This window comes from Streptomyces sp. NBC_01013 (genome assembly GCF_045162765.1).
Classification (GTDB): Bacteria; Actinomycetota; Actinomycetes; order Streptomycetales; family Streptomycetaceae; genus Streptomyces.
In genome coordinates this window covers 6135097-6155935 of sequence record NZ_CP108687.1, presented here as the reverse complement: position 1 = coordinate 6155935, position 20839 = coordinate 6135097, and the positions used below count along the sequence as shown (strand labels likewise).

Annotated in this window: 19 protein-coding genes; 5 read left to right on the top strand and 14 right to left on the bottom strand. The window is 72.1% G+C overall.

The annotated features are described in order from the left end of the window. The first annotated feature begins 87 nt into the window (after positions 1-87). Positions 88-1980 carry an anthranilate synthase family protein gene (locus OG538_RS26795; RefSeq protein ID WP_406097766.1) on the top strand — a complete coding sequence of 631 codons (1893 nt, stop codon included), beginning with the start codon at positions 88-90 and terminating at the stop codon, positions 1978-1980. A gap of 35 nt (positions 1981-2015) precedes the next feature. Here the strand turns inward: OG538_RS26795 and OG538_RS26790 are convergent, their stop codons facing one another. From OG538_RS26790 to OG538_RS26770, 5 genes are all read right to left on the bottom strand, one after another. Then, positions 2016-3020 carry a 2-hydroxyacid dehydrogenase gene (locus tag OG538_RS26790; protein ID WP_406097764.1) on the bottom strand — a complete coding sequence of 335 codons (1005 nt, stop codon included), beginning with the start codon at positions 3018-3020 and terminating at the stop codon, positions 2016-2018. Between the two features lie 105 nt (positions 3021-3125). Beyond that, positions 3126-4154, bottom strand: coding sequence for a 6-phosphofructokinase (locus OG538_RS26785; protein WP_406097762.1), 1029 nt, complete (start codon positions 4152-4154; stop codon positions 3126-3128). A gap of 111 nt (positions 4155-4265) precedes the next feature. Then, positions 4266-4961 carry a response regulator gene (locus OG538_RS26780; protein WP_406097760.1) on the bottom strand — a complete coding sequence of 232 codons (696 nt, stop codon included), beginning with the start codon at positions 4959-4961 and terminating at the stop codon, positions 4266-4268. Beyond that, positions 4958-6184 (bottom strand): MacS family sensor histidine kinase, encoded by a 1227-nt coding sequence (macS, locus tag OG538_RS26775; RefSeq protein WP_406097758.1) that lies wholly within the window; start codon positions 6182-6184, stop codon positions 4958-4960. The genes OG538_RS26780 and macS overlap by 4 nt, the downstream gene beginning before the upstream one ends. A gap of 39 nt (positions 6185-6223) precedes the next feature. Continuing rightward, positions 6224-6973 carry a lysophospholipid acyltransferase family protein gene (locus OG538_RS26770; RefSeq protein WP_406100314.1) on the bottom strand — a complete coding sequence of 250 codons (750 nt, stop codon included), beginning with the start codon at positions 6971-6973 and terminating at the stop codon, positions 6224-6226. A gap of 214 nt (positions 6974-7187) precedes the next feature. Here OG538_RS26770 and OG538_RS26765 point away from each other — a divergent pair, with 214 nt between their 5' ends. Together OG538_RS26765 and OG538_RS26760 are read left to right on the top strand one after the other, a co-directional pair. Further along, the gene (locus tag OG538_RS26765) at positions 7188-7967 is read left to right on the top strand and encodes an alpha/beta hydrolase (RefSeq protein WP_406097756.1); all 780 of its coding nucleotides are present in this window, start codon (positions 7188-7190) and stop codon (positions 7965-7967) included. Further along, positions 7960-8631, top strand: a complete 672-nt coding sequence (locus OG538_RS26760) for a hypothetical protein (protein ID WP_406097755.1) — start codon at positions 7960-7962, stop codon at positions 8629-8631. Before OG538_RS26765 ends, OG538_RS26760 begins: the two co-directional genes overlap by 8 nt. A gap of 12 nt (positions 8632-8643) precedes the next feature. Here OG538_RS26760 and OG538_RS26755 read toward each other — a convergent pair whose 3' ends face one another. From OG538_RS26755 to OG538_RS26730, 6 genes are all read right to left on the bottom strand, one after another. Further along, positions 8644-9402, bottom strand: a complete 759-nt coding sequence (locus tag OG538_RS26755) for an endonuclease/exonuclease/phosphatase family protein (RefSeq protein ID WP_406097753.1) — start codon at positions 9400-9402, stop codon at positions 8644-8646. Between the two features lie 142 nt (positions 9403-9544). Further along, positions 9545-10486 (bottom strand): ROK family glucokinase, encoded by a 942-nt coding sequence (locus OG538_RS26750; RefSeq protein ID WP_350998474.1) that lies wholly within the window; start codon positions 10484-10486, stop codon positions 9545-9547. Positions 10487-10559: 73 nt separating this feature from the next. Continuing rightward, positions 10560-11018, bottom strand: a complete 459-nt coding sequence (locus OG538_RS26745; RefSeq protein WP_406097751.1) for a DUF5304 domain-containing protein — start codon at positions 11016-11018, stop codon at positions 10560-10562. 118 nt (positions 11019-11136) lie between these two features. After that, a complete protein-coding gene (locus OG538_RS26740) occupies positions 11137-12351 on the bottom strand; it encodes an ArsA family ATPase (protein ID WP_406097749.1) in 1215 nt (404 codons plus the stop codon). Between the two features lie 3 nt (positions 12352-12354). Continuing rightward, positions 12355-12804 carry an SRPBCC family protein gene (locus OG538_RS26735; protein WP_406097747.1) on the bottom strand — a complete coding sequence of 150 codons (450 nt, stop codon included), beginning with the start codon at positions 12802-12804 and terminating at the stop codon, positions 12355-12357. 117 nt (positions 12805-12921) lie between these two features. Continuing rightward, entirely contained in the window at positions 12922-13728 is an 807-nt protein-coding gene (locus tag OG538_RS26730; protein ID WP_406097745.1) for a metallophosphoesterase, read from the bottom strand. Between the two features lie 279 nt (positions 13729-14007). On the opposite strand from OG538_RS26730, the gene OG538_RS26725 reads away from it, so the two are divergent. Further along, entirely contained in the window at positions 14008-15804 is a 1797-nt protein-coding gene (locus OG538_RS26725) for an AMP-dependent synthetase/ligase (RefSeq protein WP_406097743.1), read from the top strand. Between the two features lie 60 nt (positions 15805-15864). On the opposite strand, the gene OG538_RS26720 is transcribed toward OG538_RS26725, so the two are convergent. Then, positions 15865-17007: a glycosyltransferase family 4 protein gene (locus OG538_RS26720; RefSeq protein WP_406097741.1), complete on the bottom strand. Its 1143-nt coding sequence runs from the start codon at positions 17005-17007 to the stop codon at positions 15865-15867. Positions 17008-17105: 98 nt separating this feature from the next. Between OG538_RS26720 and OG538_RS26715 the strand changes: the two genes are divergently transcribed. After that, positions 17106-18374, top strand: a complete 1269-nt coding sequence (locus tag OG538_RS26715) for a glycosyltransferase 87 family protein (RefSeq protein ID WP_406097739.1) — start codon at positions 17106-17108, stop codon at positions 18372-18374. Here the strand turns inward: OG538_RS26715 and OG538_RS26710 are convergent. Together OG538_RS26710 and OG538_RS26705 are read right to left on the bottom strand one after the other, a co-directional pair. Then, positions 18331-19584, bottom strand: a complete 1254-nt coding sequence (locus OG538_RS26710; protein WP_406097737.1) for a hypothetical protein — start codon at positions 19582-19584, stop codon at positions 18331-18333. The two genes, OG538_RS26715 and OG538_RS26710, sit on opposite strands and share 44 nt — an antisense overlap. 51 nt (positions 19585-19635) lie before the next feature. Then, complete coding sequence (locus OG538_RS26705; protein WP_406097735.1) at positions 19636-20670, bottom strand: NlpC/P60 family protein; 1035 nt, start codon at positions 20668-20670, stop codon at positions 19636-19638. Between the last annotated feature and the right edge of the window lie 169 nt (positions 20671-20839).

The window sequence follows — 20839 nt, the reverse complement described above, 5'->3', positions numbered from 1 at the left end:
ATCGACGCAGAGGCCGCCCGAGGGGCGGCCTTTCCCATGTCCGGTGGCCGTTCCTCCCAGCTGATCCCAGTGGAAGGAACACCGCAGATGGCACCGCAGACCGCCGCGTACCCGATCGTCCAGAGACTCCTGGGCGAGGACTGCCCGCCCTTCGCCCTGCTGCGCAGGCGGACCCCCGGCCACGACCACGACACCGTCGAGGTGCTCATCGGCCGGGTACGGGAGGCCGAGCGGCTCGCCGACATCCCCGTCGGCGAACAGCCCGCCCTCGCCCTGGTCCCGTTCCGGCAGATCGCCGAGCGTGGTTTCGACGTCCGTGACGACGGGACACCGCTGTCCGTACTGGTCGCGGACGAGACGTACGAACTGCCTCTCGACGAGACGCTGGCCGCGCTCCCCGCCCACGCGGTGCGGGTCGAGGGCGGTGCGTTCGACGTGTCCGACGCGGAGTACGCCGGGACCGTGCGGCGGGTCATCGAGGACGAGATCGGCCGGGGTGAGGGCGCGAACTTCGTCATCCGGCGGACCTTCCGGGGCGAGATCCCGGAGTTCGGCCGGGCGGACGCGCTGGCGCTCTTCCGGCGGCTGCTGGCCGGAGAGCGCGGCGCGTACTGGACGTTCGTCGTACACACCGGGGACAGGACGCTGGTCGGTGCCAGCCCCGAGGTGCACGTGCGGATGTCCGGCGGGACCGTCGTGATGAATCCGATCAGCGGCACCTACCGCTACCCCGCCCAGGGGCCGACCGCCGAGAGCCTGCTGGCCTTCCTCGACGACCGCAAGGAGACCGAGGAGCTCTCCATGGTGGTCGACGAGGAACTCAAGATGATGTGCACCGTGGGCGACATGGGCGGGGTGGTGATCGGACCGCGGCTCAAGGAGATGGCCCATCTCGCGCACACGGAGTACGAGTTGCGCGGCCGCTCCTCGCTGGATGTGCGCGAGGTGCTGAAGGAGACCATGTTCGCGGCGACGGTCACCGGCTCCCCCGTGCAGAACGCCTGCCGGGTCATCGAGCGGTACGAGTCCGGCGGACGCGGCTACTACGCGGGCGCGCTGGCCCTGGTGTGCGAGGGGCCCGACGGAACGCAGACGCTGGACTCGCCGATCCTGATCCGGACCGCCGACATCTCGGCCCGGGGCGAGCTGCGGGTGCCCGTCGGGGCGACGCTGGTGCGCCACTCCGATCCGGACAGCGAGGTCGCCGAGACCCACGCCAAGGCGGCCGGTGTGCTGACCGCGCTGGGTGTGCGGCCCGGACGGCCCCGGGCCGAGGGGGCGAGGCCGCAGCTGGCCGACGACCCCCGGGTCCGCGCGGCCCTGGACGCCAGGCGCGAAGGGCTGGCGCCGTTCTGGCTGCGGATGCAGGAGCGCACCGACGCCCTGTCCGGTCATGCGCTGGTGGTCGACGGTGAGGACACGTTCACCTCGATGCTGGGGCATCTGCTGCGCGCCTCGGGCCTCGATGTGACGGTGCGCCGCTACGACGAGCCGGGGCTGCGCGAGGTCGTAGCGGCGCACGAGGGGCCTGTCGTGCTGGGTCCCGGCCCGGGGGATCCGGGTGACGCGGCCGATCCGAAGATGCGGCTGTTGCGCACGCTGGCCGCGGAGCTCGTACGGGATCACCGGCACGGGCTGCTCGGGGTGTGCCTGGGCCATGAGCTGATCGCGGCGGAACTGGGGCTGGACATCGTCCGCAAGAGCGTTCCGTACCAGGGCGCGCAGACCCGGATCGATCTGTTCGGCCGCCCGGAGACCGTCGGCTTCTACAACAGCTTCACCGCGCGGTGCGACGGGGCGACGGCCACCGAGCTGGCGGCGCACGGCATCGAGGCGAGCCTGGACCCGGCGACCGGGGAGCTGCACGCGCTGCGCGGGGACGGCTTCGCCTCGGTGCAGTTCCATCCGGAGTCGGTGCTGACGCTGCGCGGTTCGGCGATCGTCGGCGAACTGCTGGCGGGGCTTCCGGTACGCGGCTGACGCTCCCGCCGCCGCCCGGGCCCTGCTGAGGGTTGTCAGGATCCGGGCGCCGCCGGGACCAGCACGTTCTCGCTGCGGCGGCCTGCCAGGTAGTCGTCGACGTTCTGGACGGTGGCCCCGATGATCTGCCCCAGGGCGTCCTCGGTGTAGTACGCCTGGTGCGAGGTGACGAGGACGTTCGGGAACGTGACGAGGCGGGCCAGGGTGTCGTCGTCGACGCCCTCCAGGGACTTGTCGAGGAAGAAGAGCCCGGCTTCCGCCTCGTACACGTCGAGTCCCACCCCCAGGAGCCGGCCCACCCGCAACTCCTCGACCAGGGCCTTGGTGTCGATGAGTCCGCCGCGGCTGGAGTTGATCAGGATCGCGTCGTCCTTCATGTGGGCCAGGGAGTCCTTGCCGATGATGTGGTGGGTGGCGGGCATCAGTGGGACGTGCAGGCTGATCAGGTCGGACTCGGCGAGGAGCTGTTCCTTGTCGACGTACCGCATGCCGAGCTCGACGCAGGCCGGGTTCTCGGCGACGTCCCAGCCGAGCAGGTTCATGCCGAAGCCATGGGCGATCCGGGTGAACGCCTCCCCGATCTTGCCGGTGCCGATGATGCCGGCCGTGCGGCCGTGCATGTCCCGGCCGAGGAGGCCGTCGAGGCGGAAGTCGAAGTCCCGGGTGCGGATCGTGGCACGGACCACGCGGCGGTTGACCGCCATGGCGAGGGTCCAGGCGAATTCGGCGACCGAGTAGGGCGAGTACCAGGAGACCCGGGAGACCCGCAGGGCGAGTCGCTCGGCAACGTCCAGATCGATGTTGTTGAAGCCGGTGGAGCGCTGGGCGATCATCTGTGTGCCGCCGGCCGCGAGGGTCTGCAGGACCTTGCTGCCCAGGTCGGCGTTGACGCTGGTGGAGATGATCTCGTAGCCCGCCGCGATGGGGGCGGTGTCCCGGTTCAGGAAGACGTCCAGGCATCGCACCTCGTGCTTCCCGGCGAAGGCCTTCTCGATCAGTGGCTTCTCGTCGGACTGCACACCGAATGCCAGGATTTCCACGACGTCTCCCGTGACTGATGCGGGCGAGGTGCGGGGCCCGCTCGGGGAGCGGGCCCCGCGGGGCCGGTCATCGCGAATATAAGTCCGTGCGGCCCGGAGCGCCGCTCAGCCGAAGAAGACCCCCACCTCCGCGTAGAGCGCCGGGTCGACCGTCTTGAGCCTGGCGGTCGCCTCGGCGATCGGCACCCGCACGATGTCCGTGCCGCGCAGGGCGACCATCTTCCCGAAGTCGCCGTCTTTCACGGCGTCGATGGCGTGCAGCCCGAACCGGGTGGCCAGCCAGCGGTCGAAGGCGCTGGGGGTGCCGCCGCGCTGGACATGACCGAGCACGGTGGTCCTCGCCTCCTTGCCGGTGCGGCGCTCGATCTCCTTGGCCAGCCATTCGCCGACCCCGGAGAGGCGGACATGGCCGAAGGAGTCGTGCGAGCCGTCCTTGAGGACCATCTCGCCCCGGGCGGGCATGGCCCCTTCGGCGACCACCACGATCGGCGCGTAGCTCGCCCGGAACCGGGAGGTCACCCAGGCACAGACCTGGTCGATGTCGAAGCGCTGTTCCGGGATGAGGATGACGTTGGCCCCGCCGGCCAGCCCCGAGTGGAGCGCTATCCAGCCGGCGTGGCGGCCCATCACCTCGACGACGAGGACCCGCATATGTGATTCGGCCGTGGTGTGCAGCCGGTCGATGGCCTCGGTCGCGATGGAGACCGCGGTGTCGAAGCCGAAGGTGTAGTCGGTGGCGGACAGGTCGTTGTCGATGGTCTTCGGTACGCCGACACAGGGGACGCCGTACGTGTCGGACAGGGTGGCCGCAACGCCGAGGGTGTCCTCGCCGCCGATCGTGACGAGTGCGTCGACCTCGTGCTTGGCGAGGTTGTCCTTGATCCGGCGGATGCCGTGCTCGGCACCCAGCGGATTGGTGCGCGAGGATCCGAGGATGGTGCCGCCGCGCGGCAGGATGCCGCGCACCGCCGGGATGGAGAGGGGAACCGTCACGTCCTCCAACGGCCCCCGCCAGCCGTCCCGGAAGCCGATGAAGTCGTAGTCGTACTCCTGCACGCCCTTGCGGACGATGGCGCGGATGACGGCGTTGAGCCCGGGGCAGTCCCCACCCCCGGTCAGTACTCCGACACGCATGGAAGCATCCCTTCGCCGAAGTGAGCTCACTCGTCACCACGCTAAGGGTGATCCAGGTCACTTCGGGATGGGCGGGACGGTCAATTCCCGTGCAATGCACGGGAACTGATCTCAGGCGTCGTCGAGCCCTCGCTCTATGGCGTAGCGCACGAGCTCCACCCTGTTGTGCAACTGGAGCTTGCCCAGGGTGTTCTGGACGTGGTTTTGGACCGTGCGGTGCGAGATGACCAGCCGCTCGGCGATCTGCTTGTACGAAAGGCCCTTGGCCACCAGCCGCAGCACCTCGGTCTCCCGGTCGGTGAGCTCCGGGGCCTTCGGCTCGTTCGACGCGACGGGTGCGGGTTCGGAGGCCAGCCTGCGGTACTCGCCGAGTACGAGTCCGGCGAGGCCGGGGGTGAAGACGGGGTCGCCGACCGCGGTGCTGCGGACCGCCTCCGTCAGCTCCTGAGTGCTCGCCGATTTCAACAGGTAGCCGGTGGCGCCCGACTTGACCGCTTCCAGTACGTCGGCGTGCTCGCCGCTCGCGGAGAGCACCAGGACCCGTAGCCCGGGCTGCGAGCCGACGAGCTCCTTGCAGACCTGGACGCCCGGCATCCCGGGCAGGTTGAGATCGAGGACCAGGACGTCGGGGGTGACGGCCCCGGCCCGGCGCACGGCCTGCGGGCCGTCGCCCGCGGTCGCCACCACGTCGAAGCCGGCCTCGGCGAGGTCCCGGGCGACGGCGTCGCGCCACATCGGGTGGTCGTCGACGACCATCACCCTGATGGGCCGCTGCTGCCCCGCGCCCTCTTCGGTTGCTGCGCTCATCGGACTGAACCCGCCTTCCCCCGTGCCAACTTCGGAACCTTCAACTCGACCTCGGTGCCCTGGCCGGGCACCGAGATCAGCTCTGCCGTGCCGCCCAGGTCGCGCAGCCGCCCGCGGATCGACAGGGCGACGCCGAGGCGCCCCTCTCCCTCGGCCTGGGCGAGCCGCCCCTCCGGGATGCCGGGCCCGTCGTCCCGGACCGTGACGATCACCTCGTCCGGCCAGTCCTCGACGAGGATCCACGCCTGGGCGCTCTCCCCCGCGTGCACCCGGACATTGTCCAGGGCGGCGCTGACGGCGGCCGCCAGCTCCCCGGCCGCCGCGGGCGTGAGCAGCACCGGTGCGCCGGGCTCCGCGAAGGTCACCCGCGACCCGGCGTGCCGGGCGAGCAGGGTCCTGAGGTCGATTTCGGCCGGGTCCTCGGTCTCGTCGTCGTCCGTCTCGACGGTCCGCACCACGGCACCCTCGGCCGCGTCCTCGGAGACCCGGGTGGGGGGCACGAGACCGCTGGAGACCAGGGTGCGCAGAGCGACCTCCTGTTCCCCGGCCATCCGGCCCAGTTCGGCGGCCTCGCCACCGATCGCCGTACCCCGTCGCTGCACCATGGCGAGGACCTGGAGCACGCTGTCGTGGATGTCCCGGGCGAGGCGTTCCCGCTCCCGGGTGGCGGCCTCGATCTCCAGGGCGCGGGCGAGGGTGCGCTCACTGGCGCGGGCGACCTCGACGACGTACCCGATGGCGATGGAGGCGACCCAGACCAGCAGGACGTTGTGCAGGGTGTCGCGGCTGGGCTCGCCGCGCTCGATCAGGTTGGCGACCGCGACGAAGGTGGAGGCGAACGCCGCCCACCGCCAGCCGCCCTTGATCGCGAAGGCCAGGACGGAGCCGGCGGTCCAGATGGACGGCAGGGTCGGACCGTCGACGTGCTGGGCCTGGAAGTCGGCGAGCGGGGTGATGAGAATGCCGATGAGCGCGAGCGTGAGGTCCGCGCCCAGGAAGCGCTTGGTGCAGGCTGCGGCGCCCCCGACCTTCGGCAGGGTGGCGAGCGTCCACACGGCCATGACCGCCAGGAAGGCGATGGCCACCTCCGGCCGCTCGTACTTCTCGCGTCCGAAGACGGCGAGCAGGATCGCGTAGAGCATCGTGAGGATGCGGTACGCGGTCAGGGCACGCCACAGCGGCTGCTCGACCGACATCCTCACGACCCGGACACGTTTGGCCATCTTCTTCTCCCCCACCCCCGGACGGACCCCGTCGCGCGCTCAGGCGCTGCCGGAGTCCGTGTCCCGCTCGTCCCGCCCGCCGGCAGCGGCCTTCTTGGCGGCCTCCGCCCGGTGCTTCGCCTCGTCGGCGAGCTGCCGCTTGGCGGCGGTCGCGTAGATGTCGACGTACTCCTGGCCGGAGAGCTTCATGATCTCGTACATGACCTCGTCGGTGACCGAGCGCAGGATGAAGCGGTCGCCGTCCATGCCGTGGTAGCGGCTGAAGTCGAGCGGCTTGCCGATCCTGATCCCCGGGCGCATCAGCTTGGGCATCACCTGGCCGGGCGGCTGGATCTTCTCCGTGTCGATCATCGCGACGGGGATGACCGGCGCACCGGTGGCGAGCGCCACCCGGGCGAGGCCGCCGGGCTTGCCCCGGTAGAGGCGGCCGTCGGGTGACCGGGTGCCCTCCGGGTAGATGCCGAACAGACCGCCGCTCTCGATGACCTCGATGCCGGCCTTGATCGCGGCCTCACCGGCCCCGCGGGCGCCCGAGCGGTCCACCGGGAGCTGTCCGACGCCCTTGAAGAAGGCGGCGGTGAGCTTCCCCTTGACCCCCGGCGCGGTGAAGTACTCGGACTTGGCGATGAAGGTGACCTTGCGGTCCAGGACGGCAGGCAGGAAGAAGGAGTCGGAGAACGACAGATGGTTGCTGGCGAGGATCGCGGGTCCCTGCGCGGGAATGTTCTCCAGGCCCTCCACCCACGGCCTGAAGGCGAGCTTCAGAGACCCGCCGATGGAGAACTTCATAGCGCCGTAGATCAACTCGGGTGCCTCCTGTGTGCTGTCCGACAGACCTTAAGGCATTCGGCCGTCCCTGCTCCTTCCCGGCACGGGCGGGGTGCGCACCGCCCCCGGCCGGTGACGGCCCTGGTCGGTGTCGGCCCGGTCGCGTACGGTGAAGTAATCCTTCTGCACTCCCCCTTTTCGCTCCCCTTTCGAGCCTCACGAACAGGAGACCCCGGTGCCGGTCCTTCCTGGAGCCGAGCCGTTCCGCCACGAGGGCGGAGAGGTCGGCGTCCTCCTCTGTCACGGATTCACCGGCTCCCCGCAGTCGCTGCGCCCCTGGGCCGACTATCTGGCGGAGCGCGGGCTCACGGTCTCCCTGCCGCTGCTGCCCGGGCACGGAACGCGCTGGGAAGACATGCAGGTGACCGGCTGGCAGGACTGGTACGCGGAGGTGGACCGGGAGCTGCGGGCGCTGCTGGAGCGGTGCGAGCAGGTCTTCGTGTTCGGTCTCTCCATGGGCGGCGCGCTCTCGCTGCGGCTCGCGGCGAAGCACGGCGACGCGGTCCGGGGTCTGGTGCTGGTCAACCCCGCCAACAAGGTGCACGGCCTCGCGGCACACGCCCTGCCGGTCGTCCGCCATCTGGTGCCCACCACGAAGGGGCTGGCGAGCGACATCGCGCTGGAGGGTTCCCACGAGGTGGGCTACGACCGGGTGCCGCTGCACGCGGCGTACTCGGTGCGCAGGTTCTTCCGGCTGGTGGACGCCGAACTGCCCCAGGTGACACAGCCGATCCTGCTGCTGCACAGCCCGCAGGACCATGTGGTGCCGCCCGCGGACACCGCCAGGATCCTGAGCCGGGTGTCCTCGACGGACGTCGAGGAGATCCTCCTGGAACAGAGCTACCACGTTGCGACGTTGGACCACGATGCGGAGCGGATCTTCGACGAGAGCTACTCGTTCATCGGCCGCCTCGCTCCGAGCGTCGGAAAGAAGGGGAGCACGTCCGGTGGCTGAGCACGACGCGGAGCGCACAGGCAGCGAGGAGGAGCGCGAGCCGCTCCCCGCCGGGGGAGCGGCGGTCCCCGACGAGGACGGCAGCGCGCCGGTCCCGGAGACCCCGCCCGCGCCCGGTGGGGCGGAGGGCGAACGTCCGGTCGACGAGGACGCCGTCTGGAAGGCGATCGTCGAGGGATACGGGCAGGAGCCGCCGGACCCGCCGGGTGCCAGGCCCTTCCGGTCCATCGAGGACCTCGCACTCCCGGAGGACGACGTCACCGCTCTGGACCCGGACAAGGGCATCGACAAGCGGCCGCCCAAGCCGCCGGAGAAGCCGCTCGGGAGCTCGGTGGTCTTCGCCCCGGGTGTCGGCGGTCCGCGTGACTACGAGCCGGCGGCACCCGCCGAGGGCGACACCGACGACGACAGCGGCGAGGGCCACTTCGTTCCGCCGGAGCCGCCACCGCTGCCGGAGGCCGACGTCACGGCGAAGTTCGCCTGGCTCGCGGTGGTCGGCGGCCCCATCCTCCTGCTGCTGGCCGTGCTGCTCCAGTGGGAGATGACGTGGTGGCTGACCACGGTCGGTGTGGGCGGCTTCCTGGGTGGTTTCGTCACGCTGGTGGCGCGGATGGAGGACGACGACGAGGACGGCGACGATCCCGGCCGCGGTGCGGTGGTCTGACCGGCCCGCACGTCAGGGCGTCGTCGCGGGCACCCTGAGCGCGGCCAGCACCGGGAGGTGGTCGGTCGCCGCCAGCAGGTCGGCGTCGAGGACCCCGGGCAGTCCCGTCGGGACCCCGCAGCCGAGCACCTCGATGCCGCCGGTCGCGAAGACGGCATCGAGCCGCTTGCGCGGGTCGTGCGGCGGGAAGGTGTACTCGCCGCCCCGGGGCCGTACCTCCCAGCAGTCCTGGAACCGCCCGGCGAGCAGCCGGAACGCCCGCCCGCTCGGTACGTCGTTGAGGTCGCCGGCCACGACGACGTGGTCCACGCCCATAGCGTCCACCGTCTCCAGCAGCCGCTCGGCCTGGGCGAGGCGTTCTGCGCGCTCCAGGCTCAGGTGACAGCTCAGCACGCCGATCCGGGTGCCCGCGATGCGGACCACCGCGGTGGCGAAGCCCCTGCGGTGCAGTCCCGGGGTGAGCGGCAGCAGGACGTCCTCGGTGCGCTCCACCGTGGAGCGCAGCGAGCAGAGCAGCAGGGGGCCGGCAGCGGTGGCACCGCCGCCGAGGACCACCAGGTCGCTGCGGGCGGCGAGCCGGGCGGCACGCTTGCGCCAGCGGAAGAAGCGCGGAGCCTCCTGGACGAGGACCAGGTCAGGCGCGCAGGCCTGGATGACCCGGGCGAGCGCCTCGCTGTCGTCACGCATCGACCGGACGTTGTAGCTGAGCACTCTGATGACGGCCGAGCCGTCCTGCTCGGTACGGGAGTCTGGCAGCGACATCATGGCCATGGGGGTCACGATACGGCGGACGCCCGCCGCTCCCAGGTCGTGTCCGCGAAGTTCGTCCGGCCGGCCCTCGGGCGGCCGGTGGTTCTTCGCGGACGCGCCCCCGGGGTGCGACGGGCGTCCGGCGTGTCCGTGTGCGGTCGGATCAGCCCTGCCGGGCCAGGTCCGCCGCGCCCACCAGCCCGGCCTTGCCGCCCAGTTGGGCCGCGAGCACCTGTGCGTGCGGGCGCCACTCGCCGCCGATCAGCCAGCGCCGGAACGACTTGCGGATCGGGTCGAGGACCAGCTCGCCCTCGTCCGAGACGCCGCCGCCGACGATGAAGGCGGACGGGTCGAAGAGCGAGGCGAGGTCGGCCAGTCCGGCGCCGGCCCAGCGGGCCAGCTCACGGAACGAGTCGACGGCCACCGGGCAGCCCTGACGGGCGGCCTCGCTGATGTGCTTGCCCTCGATGCCCTCGACCGTGCCGTCGCCCAGCGCGAGCAGGATCGTGGCGTTCTCGGGGGTGGCGTTGGCGCGCTGCTTCGCGTACCGGACAAGGGCTCGGCCGGAGGCGTACTGCTCCCAGCAGCCCTGGCTGCCGCAGCCGCAGAGGAGCCCGTCCGGGACGACCCGGATGTGGCCGAACTCGGCGGCCACGCCGAAGCGTCCGCGGCGCAGCTTGTTGCCGATGATGATGCCGCCGCCGAGGCCGGTGCCCAGCGTGATGCAGATGACGTCCTCGTGGCCCTGGCCGGCGCCGAAGCGGTACTCGCCCCAGGCTGCCGCGTTGGCGTCGTTCTCCACGACCACGGGGAGGCCGACGCGCTGCTCGACCTTGTCCTTCAGCGGCTCGTGCCGCCAGTTGATGTTCGGCGCGAACAGCACCGTGGCCCGCTTGTCGTCGACGTATCCGGCCGCGCCGATGCCGACGGCCTCGACCGGGTGCCCCTCGCTCGCGCCGGACACCGCCGCCGCGATGGCGTCCACGATGCCTTCGGCCGTCGGCGGGGTCGACACCTTGAAGGTCGAGAGGATGTGGCCCTCTTCGTCCACCACTCCAGCTGCGATCTTCGTGCCGCCGATATCGACGCCGATGGTGAGTCCCATGAATCCCTCAGTTTCGGTCGAGCCCCGCTGAGGCAACCGTACCCGAGGCGGGGCCCCGCCCGGTCGGCGCCGGTCAGTCCAGGTCGATGTGTTCGCCGGCGCCGGGCCCCTCATCACGAGGGTCGGTGGGGTCCTCCGCCTTTGATTCCGTGCCTGCGGGGTCCCCCGCACCCTGGGTCCAGCGGCGTTCCTGGCCCTCGACCGCGGAGCGGTATGCGGCGAGCAGTTCGCTCCCGGCCGCCGCGATGTGATCGAAAACGTCCGGATTACGTTCGATGACGGGCTCGACGGCGGACTTCGCCTGCTTGATGACCTGCTGCACGGCGCCCTGGGCCGCGACGCCGAACAGCGGAGTCTGAAGGGAGCCGAGCTTGTCGGCCACGGCGTCGACCAGCTTGCGCAGCTCCTCGGCCGCGGAGCCGGGCGGCGGGCCGTAGCCGGCGCGTCGGCGGGCCTTCTCGGCGGCGAGGTCCTCGGCGCAGGCCTGTGCCCACGCGTCGTCGTCGACGGGACGATCGGTGGCTTCGCTCATGGCGGACTCCTGCGACGTGGTTGGCCGGCGGCCCGGCATCCGGGACCCCTACCAACGACGGTACCCGAACGGTGGTAAGCCGTTCAGCTCGTCCTGAGCCCGAACGGGGGTACGCCGTTCAGCTCGTCCTGGGCCACAGCGCGGGGTCCGGTGTGAAGCGCACCCGCAGCACCCCGTCCGTGAGGGCCGCGCCGGAGACGGTACAGCGGCGCAGGGCGGACTCCAGGGGCACGATGCGGTGGAACGGCCCGACGGTGAGGAGCAGTTCGCTGCCGCGGCGGACCAGCTGGAGGTCCTTCTTGACGGCGCCGGGCAGGCGCAGGCACCAGACGAGTATGCCGTCGGCGCCGTCCTGCCCCTCGGGGGCGCCGGCCTCCTCGATCCACCAGGGGTCCTCGGCGCGGCCGCCGTCCCTGACGTCGGGCGACAGGGCGGGGAGGCCGTCCGCGAGGGCCGTGAGGTCGTCGGGGCCCTGCGGGTCACGGCCGAGGTGGGGCACCTGCAGCGGCGGAGCCTCGGCGGGCCCTTCCGCGAGCCAGCGGTCGAGGCACTTCTCCTGCTGCGCGGAGAGCGCCGCGAACCAGGGGTCGGACGAGTGCCGGGGCAGCACCCGGTTGGCCACCAGCGCGTCGACCCGCAGCCCGTGCAGGGCGAGCCCGGTGCGGGCGGCGCGCAGGGCGTCCTCGGCGGCCGGGCCCGGTTCGGCGACCAGCCGGAGCGTGGTCGCGCGGTCCTCGATCAGTGCCTGGACCTCGGCGAGCTCGGCGTCGCGCCGGGCGGCGGCCTCGTAAAGCCACTGGGCGGGCATGGGGACACCGGCGAGCTGGGCGAGCATCGGGCGCAGGGCGCGGGCGGCCTGGCGTTCCTGGGGCAGCAGCCGGCGAAGGTAGCGGCGCAGCTGGCCGGGCAGGGCCAGCACGGCGAGGGCCTCGTGCAGCGGCGGCAGGTCGACGACGAGGAGGTCGTAGCCTGCGCGGGACCAGTCGTCCCGTGCGGCGCGGCGCAGGGAGTGCAGCAGTGCGAGTTCGGCGCTGCCGGGGAGTTCGGTGAGCTCCTCGCCGTCCATGCGGTTGCCGCCGAGGAGGTCGAGCATGCCGGACAACTGGTCCTGAAGGGCGAGCAGTTCGCTGCGGAAGTGTGCGCCTGAGTCGATCCGGACGGACCACAGCGCGTCGGTCACCTGCGTGGGCTCGGTGGCCGACGGGAAGCCCGGTATGGCGTCGGCGGAGATCAGCAGGGTGCGGGCGCCGGTGCGGGCGCCCGCCAGTGCGGTGGCCGCCGCGACGGTGGTACGGCCGGCGCCGCCGAGGCCGGTGACCAGGACCGTACGCACGGGTCAGGCCTTCGGGACGGACTCGACGCGCTTCTTCAGGCCGGCCAGGGCGCGGTCGATGATGACCTTCTCCGCCTTGCGCTTGATCATGCCGAGCATCGGGATCTTGACGTCGACGGTCAGCCGGTAGGTGACCTCGGTCCGGTCGCCGTCGCCGAGCGGCGCGAGCGCGTACGAGCCGTCGATGGCGCGCAGCATCTGGGACTTGACCAGGGTCCAGCTGACCTCGTAGTCACCGATCCAGGTGTAGGCGAGGGTGTGGTCGTCCTTGATCGCGCCGGCGTCCAGGACGAGGCGGACCTTCTCGGCGCGGCCGCGGTCGTCGGTGTCGAGCACCTCGGCCTCCTTGACCTCGCCGGTCCACTCCGGGTACCGGTCGAAGTCGGCGATCACACCCATGACGTCGGCCGGTGCCGCCTCGATCGTGATGCTCGAGCTGGTGTGTTCAGCCATCGCTGTGGCCCTCCAGTGCGGTGTACCGGTCGGTCGGCAGAGGCCTGCCGTCAGAAGGCTATCGCGTGAGCGTCGCGCCTCGTCCCAGGGCCCGGCCGGTTCGGGCGGGGGCTCCGGTCACCACTCCAGCGCCCAGGGCCGGCCGGTCGAGGCGAAGTGGCCGACGTTCACGCATTCGGTGTCCCCGATCCGCATCCGGCGGACCAGCGGCTGGTGGACGTGGCCGAACACGGAGTACCGGGGCCGGGTGCGGCGGATGGCGTCGAGCAGTGCCCGGCTGCCGCGCTCGAAGCGGCGCGCCACGGTGTCGTAGGTCAGCTCCGGGACTTCGGGCGGGATGTGCGTGCACAGCACGTCGACCGGGCCGATCGCCTCGACCTTGGCCGCGTACTCCTCGTCGCTGATCTCGTACGGGGTGCGCATCGGGGTCTGCAGGCCGCCGCCGACGAAGCCGAAGACGCGGCCGCCGATCTCCACGCGGTCGCCGTCCAGGACGGTGGTGCCGGGGCGCGCGTACTCGGGCCACAGGCCGGGGATGTCGACATTGCCGTAGGTGGCGTACGTCGGGGTGGGCAGCGCGGCGAACATCTCGGCGTACTGCTTGCGTACCGCGCCGACGATCGCGGCGTTGCGGTCCGTCCCCGCCCACAGCCCCCGGCCGAAGTCCCGGGCCTCCTCGAAGCGGCGTTCGGTGCGCAGGGCGACGATCCGGTCGGCGTTCTCGACGCCGAAGAGATCGGGGAAGATGCCGCGCGAATGGTCCGCGTAGTCGAGGAAGAGCACCAGGTCACCCAGGCAGATGAGGGCGTCGGCACCTTCCCCGGCGCGGGCCAGCGCCTCGGCGTTCCCGTGCACGTCGCTGACCACGTGTACGCGGGTGCGCCGTCCGGCGGACGTACCCCGGCTGTCAGGTCCTGCTCGCATGACGATCACCCTAGGACCCCGGCGTCCGCATGGGTAGAGGGGGCCGGACCTGCGGTTACCTCCGGGTGTGGAACGAGGTGCACTACTGTGCGGATGAGGCCCACCGATATGTGTGACGCATAAGACATCTGGCCTGAACCCCCTATCCGGAACCGAGTACCGGTGGGTAACGTCCGGGCAGTCCGATCGTGCTCACCCCACTGAGCACCCCCGATCTTGGACCGCAGCCGGTGCGTCACACAGAGCCGTGGCACCGGAGCCCGATGAGGAGCAGCAGTCTTGCGCGAGTTCAGCCTTCCGGCCCTGTACGAGGTCCCCTCGGACGGCAACCTGACGGATCTCATCCGCCGCAATGCCGCTCAGCATGCCGATGTCGCGGTGATGAGCCGCAAAGTGGCCGGCGTCTGGACGGACGTCACCGCCACCCAGTTCCTGGCCGAGGTCAGAGCCGCCGCCAAGGGACTGATCGCCGCCGGTGTCGAGCCCGGCGACCGGGTCGCCCTGATGTCCCGCACCCGCTACGAGTGGGTGCAGCTGGACTTCGCGATCTGGAGCGCGGGCGCCGTCACCGTGCCGGTGTACGAGACGAGCTCGCCCGAGCAGGTCCAGTGGATCCTCGGCGACTCGGGCGCCGTCGCGGTCCTGGTGGAGAGCGACGCCCACGCGGAGGCCGTCGCCTCGGTCCGCGACCGGCTGCCCGGACTGCGCCATGTGTGGCAGATCGACAAGGGCGCCGTCGACGCGCTGACGGCTTCGGGCGCGGGCGTCTCCGAGGAGACCGTGGATCTGCGCAGCGTGAGTGCCAAGGCCGACGATCCGGCCACCATCGTCTACACCTCGGGCACGACCGGCCGGCCCAAGGGTTGTGTGCTGACACACCGCAGCTTCTTCGCGGAGTGCGGGAACGTGGTGGAGCGTCTCAAGCCGCTGTTCCGTACCGGCGAGTGCTCCGTGCTGCTCTTCCTGCCCGCCGCGCACGTCTTCGGCCGGCTGGTCGAGGTCGCCTCCGTGATGGCGCCGATCAAGCTCGGCTGTGTACCGGACATCAAGAACCTGACCGACGAACTGGCCGCGTTCCGGCCGACCTTGATCCTCGGGGTGCCGCGGGTCTTCGAGAAGGTCTACAACTCGGCGCGGGCCAAGGCGCAGGCCGACGGCAAGGGAAAGATCTTCGACAAGGCCGCGAACACGGCGATCGCCTACAGTCGCGCGCTGGGCACCCCGCAGGGGCCGTCGGTGGGCCTGAAGTTCAAGCACAAGGTGTTCGACCGGCTGGTCTACAGCAAGCTGCGGGCCGTGCTCGGCGGCCGCGGTGAGTACGCGATCTCCGGCGGCGCCCCCCTGGGCGAGCGGCTCGGCCACTTCTACCGCGGCATCGGCTTCACCGTCCTGGAGGGCTACGGCCTGACCGAGACGTGTGCCGCCACCGCCTTCAACCCGTGGGACCGGCAGAAGATCGGTACGGTCGGCCAGCCGCTGCCCGGCTCCGTCGTGCGCATCGCCGACGACGGCGAGGTGCTGCTGCACGGCGAGCACCTGTTCGCCGGCTACTGGAACAACGAGGCGGCCACGGCCGAGGCACTGGCCGACGGCTGGTTCCACACCGGCGACATCGGCACCCTCGACGAGGACGGCTACCTCGCCATCACCGGCCGCAAGAAGGAGATCATCGTCACGGCGGGCGGCAAGAACGTCGCTCCCGCCGTCATCGAGGACCGCATCCGCGGGCACGCCCTGGTGGCGGAGTGCATGGTCGTCGGCGACGGCCGTCCGTTCGTGGGCGCCCTGGTGACGCTGGACGAGGAGTTCCTGGGCCACTGGGCCGAGGAGCACGGCAAGCCCGTCGGCTCGACCCCCCTGTCGCTGCGCGAGGACCCGGAGTTGCTGGCCGAGGTGCAGCGCGCGATCGACGACGGCAACGCCGCGGTTTCCAAGGCGGAGTCCGTACGCAAGTTCCGCATCCTGGCTGCCCAGTTCACCGAGGAGGCGGGCCACATCACGCCGTCGCTGAAGCTGAAGCGGAATGTGGTGGCGAAGGACTTCGCGGACGAGGTGGAGTCGATCTACCGCGGCTGATCCGTCCGGCGCGTACGAAGAAGGGGCCCGCACCACTTCCGGTGCGGGCCCCTTCCGCGCTCAGAGCAGCGCCCTGAGCCGCTCCGCCAGCAGGTCCCAGCGCCACTTCTCCTCGACCCAGGCCCGGCCCCGCTCCCCCATGCGCTGCCGCAGCTCCGCGTCGCCGAGCAGCAGGACGATCCGCTCCGCCGACTCCTCGGCCGAGCCGCCGCGCACCACCCACCCCGTCTCGCCGTCGAGCACCGCGTCCGGGGCCCCGCCCGAGTCGCCCGCCACGACCGGCAGCCCGGTCGCGGACGCCTCCAGGTAGACGATCCCGAGGCCCTCCACGTCGAGGCCGCCGCGCCGGGTGCGGCACGGCATCGCGAAGACGTCACCGGCCCCGTAGTGCGCGGGCAGCTCCTCCCAGGGCACCGGACCGGTGAACCGCACGGAGTCCCGCACCCCGGTCTGTGCGGCCAGCTTCTCCAGCTCGCCGGCGTACGGTCCGCCGCCGACGATCAGCAGGACGGCATCGGGCACCTCGGCCAGGATCGCCGGCATCGCGAGGATCAGGGTGTCCTGGCCCTTGCGGGGCACCAGCCGGGACACGCAGACGACGACCGGCCGGTCGGTGAGCCCGAGCCGGGCCCTGACGAGGTCGCCGCCGGAGTCCGGGTGGAAGGTCTTCTCGTCGACGCCCGGCGGCAGCTGGACCATGCGGTCCGCGGCGGCCGGGGTGAGCGCCGCGGCGATCCGGGACCGGGTGTACTCGCCGAGGTAGGTGATCGTGTCCGTGCCCTCGCCGATCCGCCGCAGCAGCCGGCGGGAGGCGGGCAGCTGGGCCCAGCCTGCCTCGTGCCCGTGCGTGGTGGCGACCAGCCGGCGGGCTCCGGCCCGGCGCAGGGCCGGTGCCATCAGCCCGAGCGGGGCGGCGGCGCCGAACCACACGGACGAGCAGCCGTGGGTGCGCAGCAGCTGGGCGGCGCGCCGGGTCACCCGCGGGGTCGGCAGGAGCATCGTCGTACGGTCGCGGACCACGGTGAAGGGCTGTTCCGCGTCGAAGGCGGCGGTGGCCGCCGCACCCTCGGCGCCGCGCTTCCAGGTGGAGGCGTAGACGACGACCTGTTCGGGGTCCAGGCGGAGCGCCATGTTGTGCAGGAACGCCTGGATGCCACCGGGGCGGGGCGGGAAGTCATTGGTCACGATCAAGGTCTTGTCCATCGCCGCCGACAGTACCGGGCGGCCCCGCCTCATGGCTCTCGCACAGCGGGGGCGGGCATCATGGCACCTCGTCGGCAAGGAAAAGGTGAGGGCGGGTCATGACGGGTTCGGGCGGCACACGGCCGGCAGTCTTCGCGGTGTGGGCACTCACCAGGTCCCTGCTCCTGCTCTGCCTCGTCAAGGTGGTCACGCTGCCCGGCCCGGACGTGACGAGCGACGTGTCGGTGATCTACCACGGCTGGTTCGACGTGCTGAGGTCGGGCAGCTACCCGCAGTCCGACATCACCTGGCAGTACCCGCCGGTCGCGGCGCTCGCGATCCTCTCCCCCGCCCTGCTGCCCTTCCTGGACTACGCCTCGGCCTTCTTCGTCCTGGCCTTCCTGTGCGACGCGCTGGTGCTGGGCCTGCTGCTGTACGCGGGCCGTGGCGCCCGCCGGCGGTATGCGGGTGCCTGGGTGTGGGTGGCGGGGGTGCCGCTGCTCGGCACGACCGCGTACGCCCGGTACGACGTGATGGTGACGGCCGTCGCGGTGGCCGCGCTGCTGGCCGGGGTCCGGCATCCGCGGGCGCTGGGGGCCCTGGCCGCGTTCGGGGCGCTGCTGAAGGTGTGGCCGGTGCTGCTGCTCGCCGGTACCGCCCGCGGCCGCCGTAGCCGCCTGGCGTGGACGACGGCGGCCGGGGTGGCCCTGGGGCTGCTGGTGCTGTGCACCGCGGCGGCGCCCGGCGCGCTGGCGTTCGTGGGCTTCCAGCGGGACCGGGGCACCGAGGTCGAGTCGCTGGGGGCGCTCGTCTTCCATGTGGCGCGGCAGTTCGGCTGGCAGGGCCGGGTGGAGCTGCACTACGGCTCGCTGGAGTTCCTGGGGCCGCACGTGCCGCTGGTGAGCACCCTCTCCCTGGGGCTGAGTGTGCTCGCGTTCGGCTGGCTGCTGGTGTGGCGCATGCGGGCCCGTACGTTCGGGGTGAGCACGACGGCGGACGCGGCGTTCACGGCGGTGCTGCTGTTCACCACCACGAGCCGGGTGATCAGTCCCCAGTACATGCTGTGGCTGGTGGGGCTGGCCGCGGTGTGCCTGGTCTTCCGGGAGAGCCGGATGGCCTGGCCGTCCGCGCTGGTGCTGGTGGCGACCGGCGTCACCCAGCTGGAGTTCCCGCTCGGCTTCGGCCATGTGGTGAGCAGCGACGCGACGGGCGTGACCCTGATGTTCCTGCGCAACGGGCTGCTGGTGGCGGCGTCCCTGCTCGCGTGCGCGCGGCTGTGGCAGGAGACCGTGCGCCTTCCTGCCGGCCCGCTCCCCGCCGGCAGGGCACCCGCGGAGGCACCGCTCAGCCGAGCCGGCTCTCCAGATACTCCCGCCAGCGCGTCGTGAAGTCCTGCGGAGTCGTGCCGAGCACTTCGTGCAGGGCCTGCTCGACCGCTCCGTCCCGTCCTGAGTGCCCCCCGACGGCCCGGTAGAAGGCGAACAGCTTCTCCTCGCCCCAGTGGTCGGCGATGAGCTCGCAGGCCAGCCAGCCGCCCTCGTACGCCCTCGCCAGACGGTTCGGGTCGCCGGCGAAGCCGAAGTCCTCGTCCGTGGGCAGTGCGGCGGGCATGTCGCCGCCGCGGACGGCGTCGCCCAGTTCCGGCGCGATCTCGGCGGCGGTGCGCCCCCCGTCCCGGTAGGCGGCCCAGTCCGCGAAGCCCTCGGAGAGCCAGGCCGGAGTGGCGGCGGAGGTGTCGGTACGGGTGGCCACATGGGTGGTCTCGTGGGTGAGGACGACGCGCTGTCCGAAGGCGCCGAGCATGGCGTACGCCTCCGGGTTGACGATCACCCGGTCGGCGGGCGCCTTCCCCGAGCCGCCGGTCTCGCCGGTCGTGACGGCCGCTATGCCCCGGTAGTTCGCGGCGGGCGATCCGAGCAGCTCCGCCATGTCCGTCACGGTGCCGGGCACCAGCACCACCACGCGCCCCGCCCAGTGCTCCGGCCAGGCGGCGGAGACGTCGGGCACGGCCCGGTCCGCGGTGGCGGCGATCCCCCGCAGCTCGTCCCGGGACCGGTCGACCCCCAGCACCAGGCTGTACGTGCCGCGCACCACCTCGACGTCACCCTGCTCCCAGAGCTGCCTGCCCCCGCCGTCGGCCGCCCGGTCGGCGGTGAGGTACCAGCGGCCGTCGGCGGGGTCCCGCTCCAGGTCGAGCACCCGGTCGACGAAGACCGGTGCGCTGTCGTAGCCCTCGATCCGGTAGCCGAGCCGCACGTCGGCGGTGGCCCGGCCGGCCCCGTGCGCGGCGAGGTCGGTCACCCGGTACGTCCAGGTGCCGAGCGGTACGTCGGCGAGGTGGCCGAACTCCTTGCGCTGCGCGCTCCGCAGCGCGGTGGCGTCCGGGTCCACGACGGCGACGTAGGCGTCCACGTCGTGGTGCAGCACGGCTGCGGCCCGTCGGTCCAGCGTGGCGTGGATGTCGCGGGCGGTGGTGTCGGGGGCCTCGTCGGCCGGAGCCGCGCAGGCGGCCGCGCACAGCAACGCGGCGAGCGCGGCGCCCGCACCGCGCCGTCGCGCGCCGCGTGTCCGCTCCGCGGTACGCCCCTGATCAGCCACAGGACCGAGGGTAAGGGTTGTTCCGGGGTACCCGGTGGATCAGTGCCGGGGTCAGACCCGGGTGACCGAGGAGACCGGCATCATGCCGACGGGGTCGTAGCGGACCGGGGCTCCCGGGTACGGGGCGTGGATCACCTGGCCGTTCCCCACGTACATCCCGATGTGGCTGGCGTCCGCGCGGTAGGTGACGAGGTCGCCGGGGCGGGCCTCGGAGAGGGGCACCATGCGGCCGGCGTACCGCTGGGCCTGCGAGGTGCGGGGCAGGCTGACCCCGGCCTGGGCGTACGCCCACTGCATCAGGCCGGAACAGTCGAATCCGGAGGGTCCGTTCGCACCCCAGACGTAGGGGCGGCCCAGCGCCTGCTGCACGGCCATGACGGCCGCAGCCGCTCGGGCCGAACCAGCCGGCAGTCCCGCCGCCGGTCCCGCGGCCCCGTCCTCACGGCCGGTGCGCGAGGCCCGCTCGAAGGCGGACCGCTCGGCCCCGGGCAGCTTCCTCAGCAGTTCCCTGGCCTGACGGAGCTTGCGCTCGACGGTGCGCTTGTGACGGCTGACGGCCGCACGGTTGCGCTCCAGGCCGGCGAGCGAGCGGGCAGCCTCCGCGCGCGTCTGGTCGAGCGCCTGCTGGGCCTTGCGGAGGCCGGCCAGGGCGGTGGCTCGGCGGCGGTCGACCCGGTCCAGGGTCGCGGCACGGTCGAGATAGCTGTCGGGGTCGGACGAGAACAGCAGGGTGAGCGAGGGATCGAGGCCACCGGCCCGGTACTGCTCGCGGGCGGCCGAGCCGATCTCCGTACGCATCAGGTTGACGCGCTCCTGGCCCCGGGCCGCCCGCTCCTGCGCCCGGCTCACCTCGCCACGCAGCCGTACGACGTTCTCGCCGGCCTCGTTGTAGTGCTCGGTCGCCCGCTCCGCCTCGGCGAAGAGGCGGTCGACCCGGGCACCGGCGGTCCGCGGCGTGTCCTGCGGCTCGGCGTTCGCGGTGGCCGCGCCGAGCGCCGCAGCGGCGGTCGCCGCCGCAGCCGACATCACGGTCACCCGGACGCTCCGGCTCGTGCCGGGCTGTGTGGAACGGCGATGGGACACCACAGGACGCCGCACTCCCTTCCGCTGTACGCAGACGTGCGCAGCCCCTGCCACCCGGGGTGGGCGGACCGATACACGGGAGCTGCACAGCAGGCAGACAGTAGTCGCGCGATCACGGAGCGGACAAAGACCGCGCCGGTCGGACGGGAGGCACACACAGTGACGCCCCGCC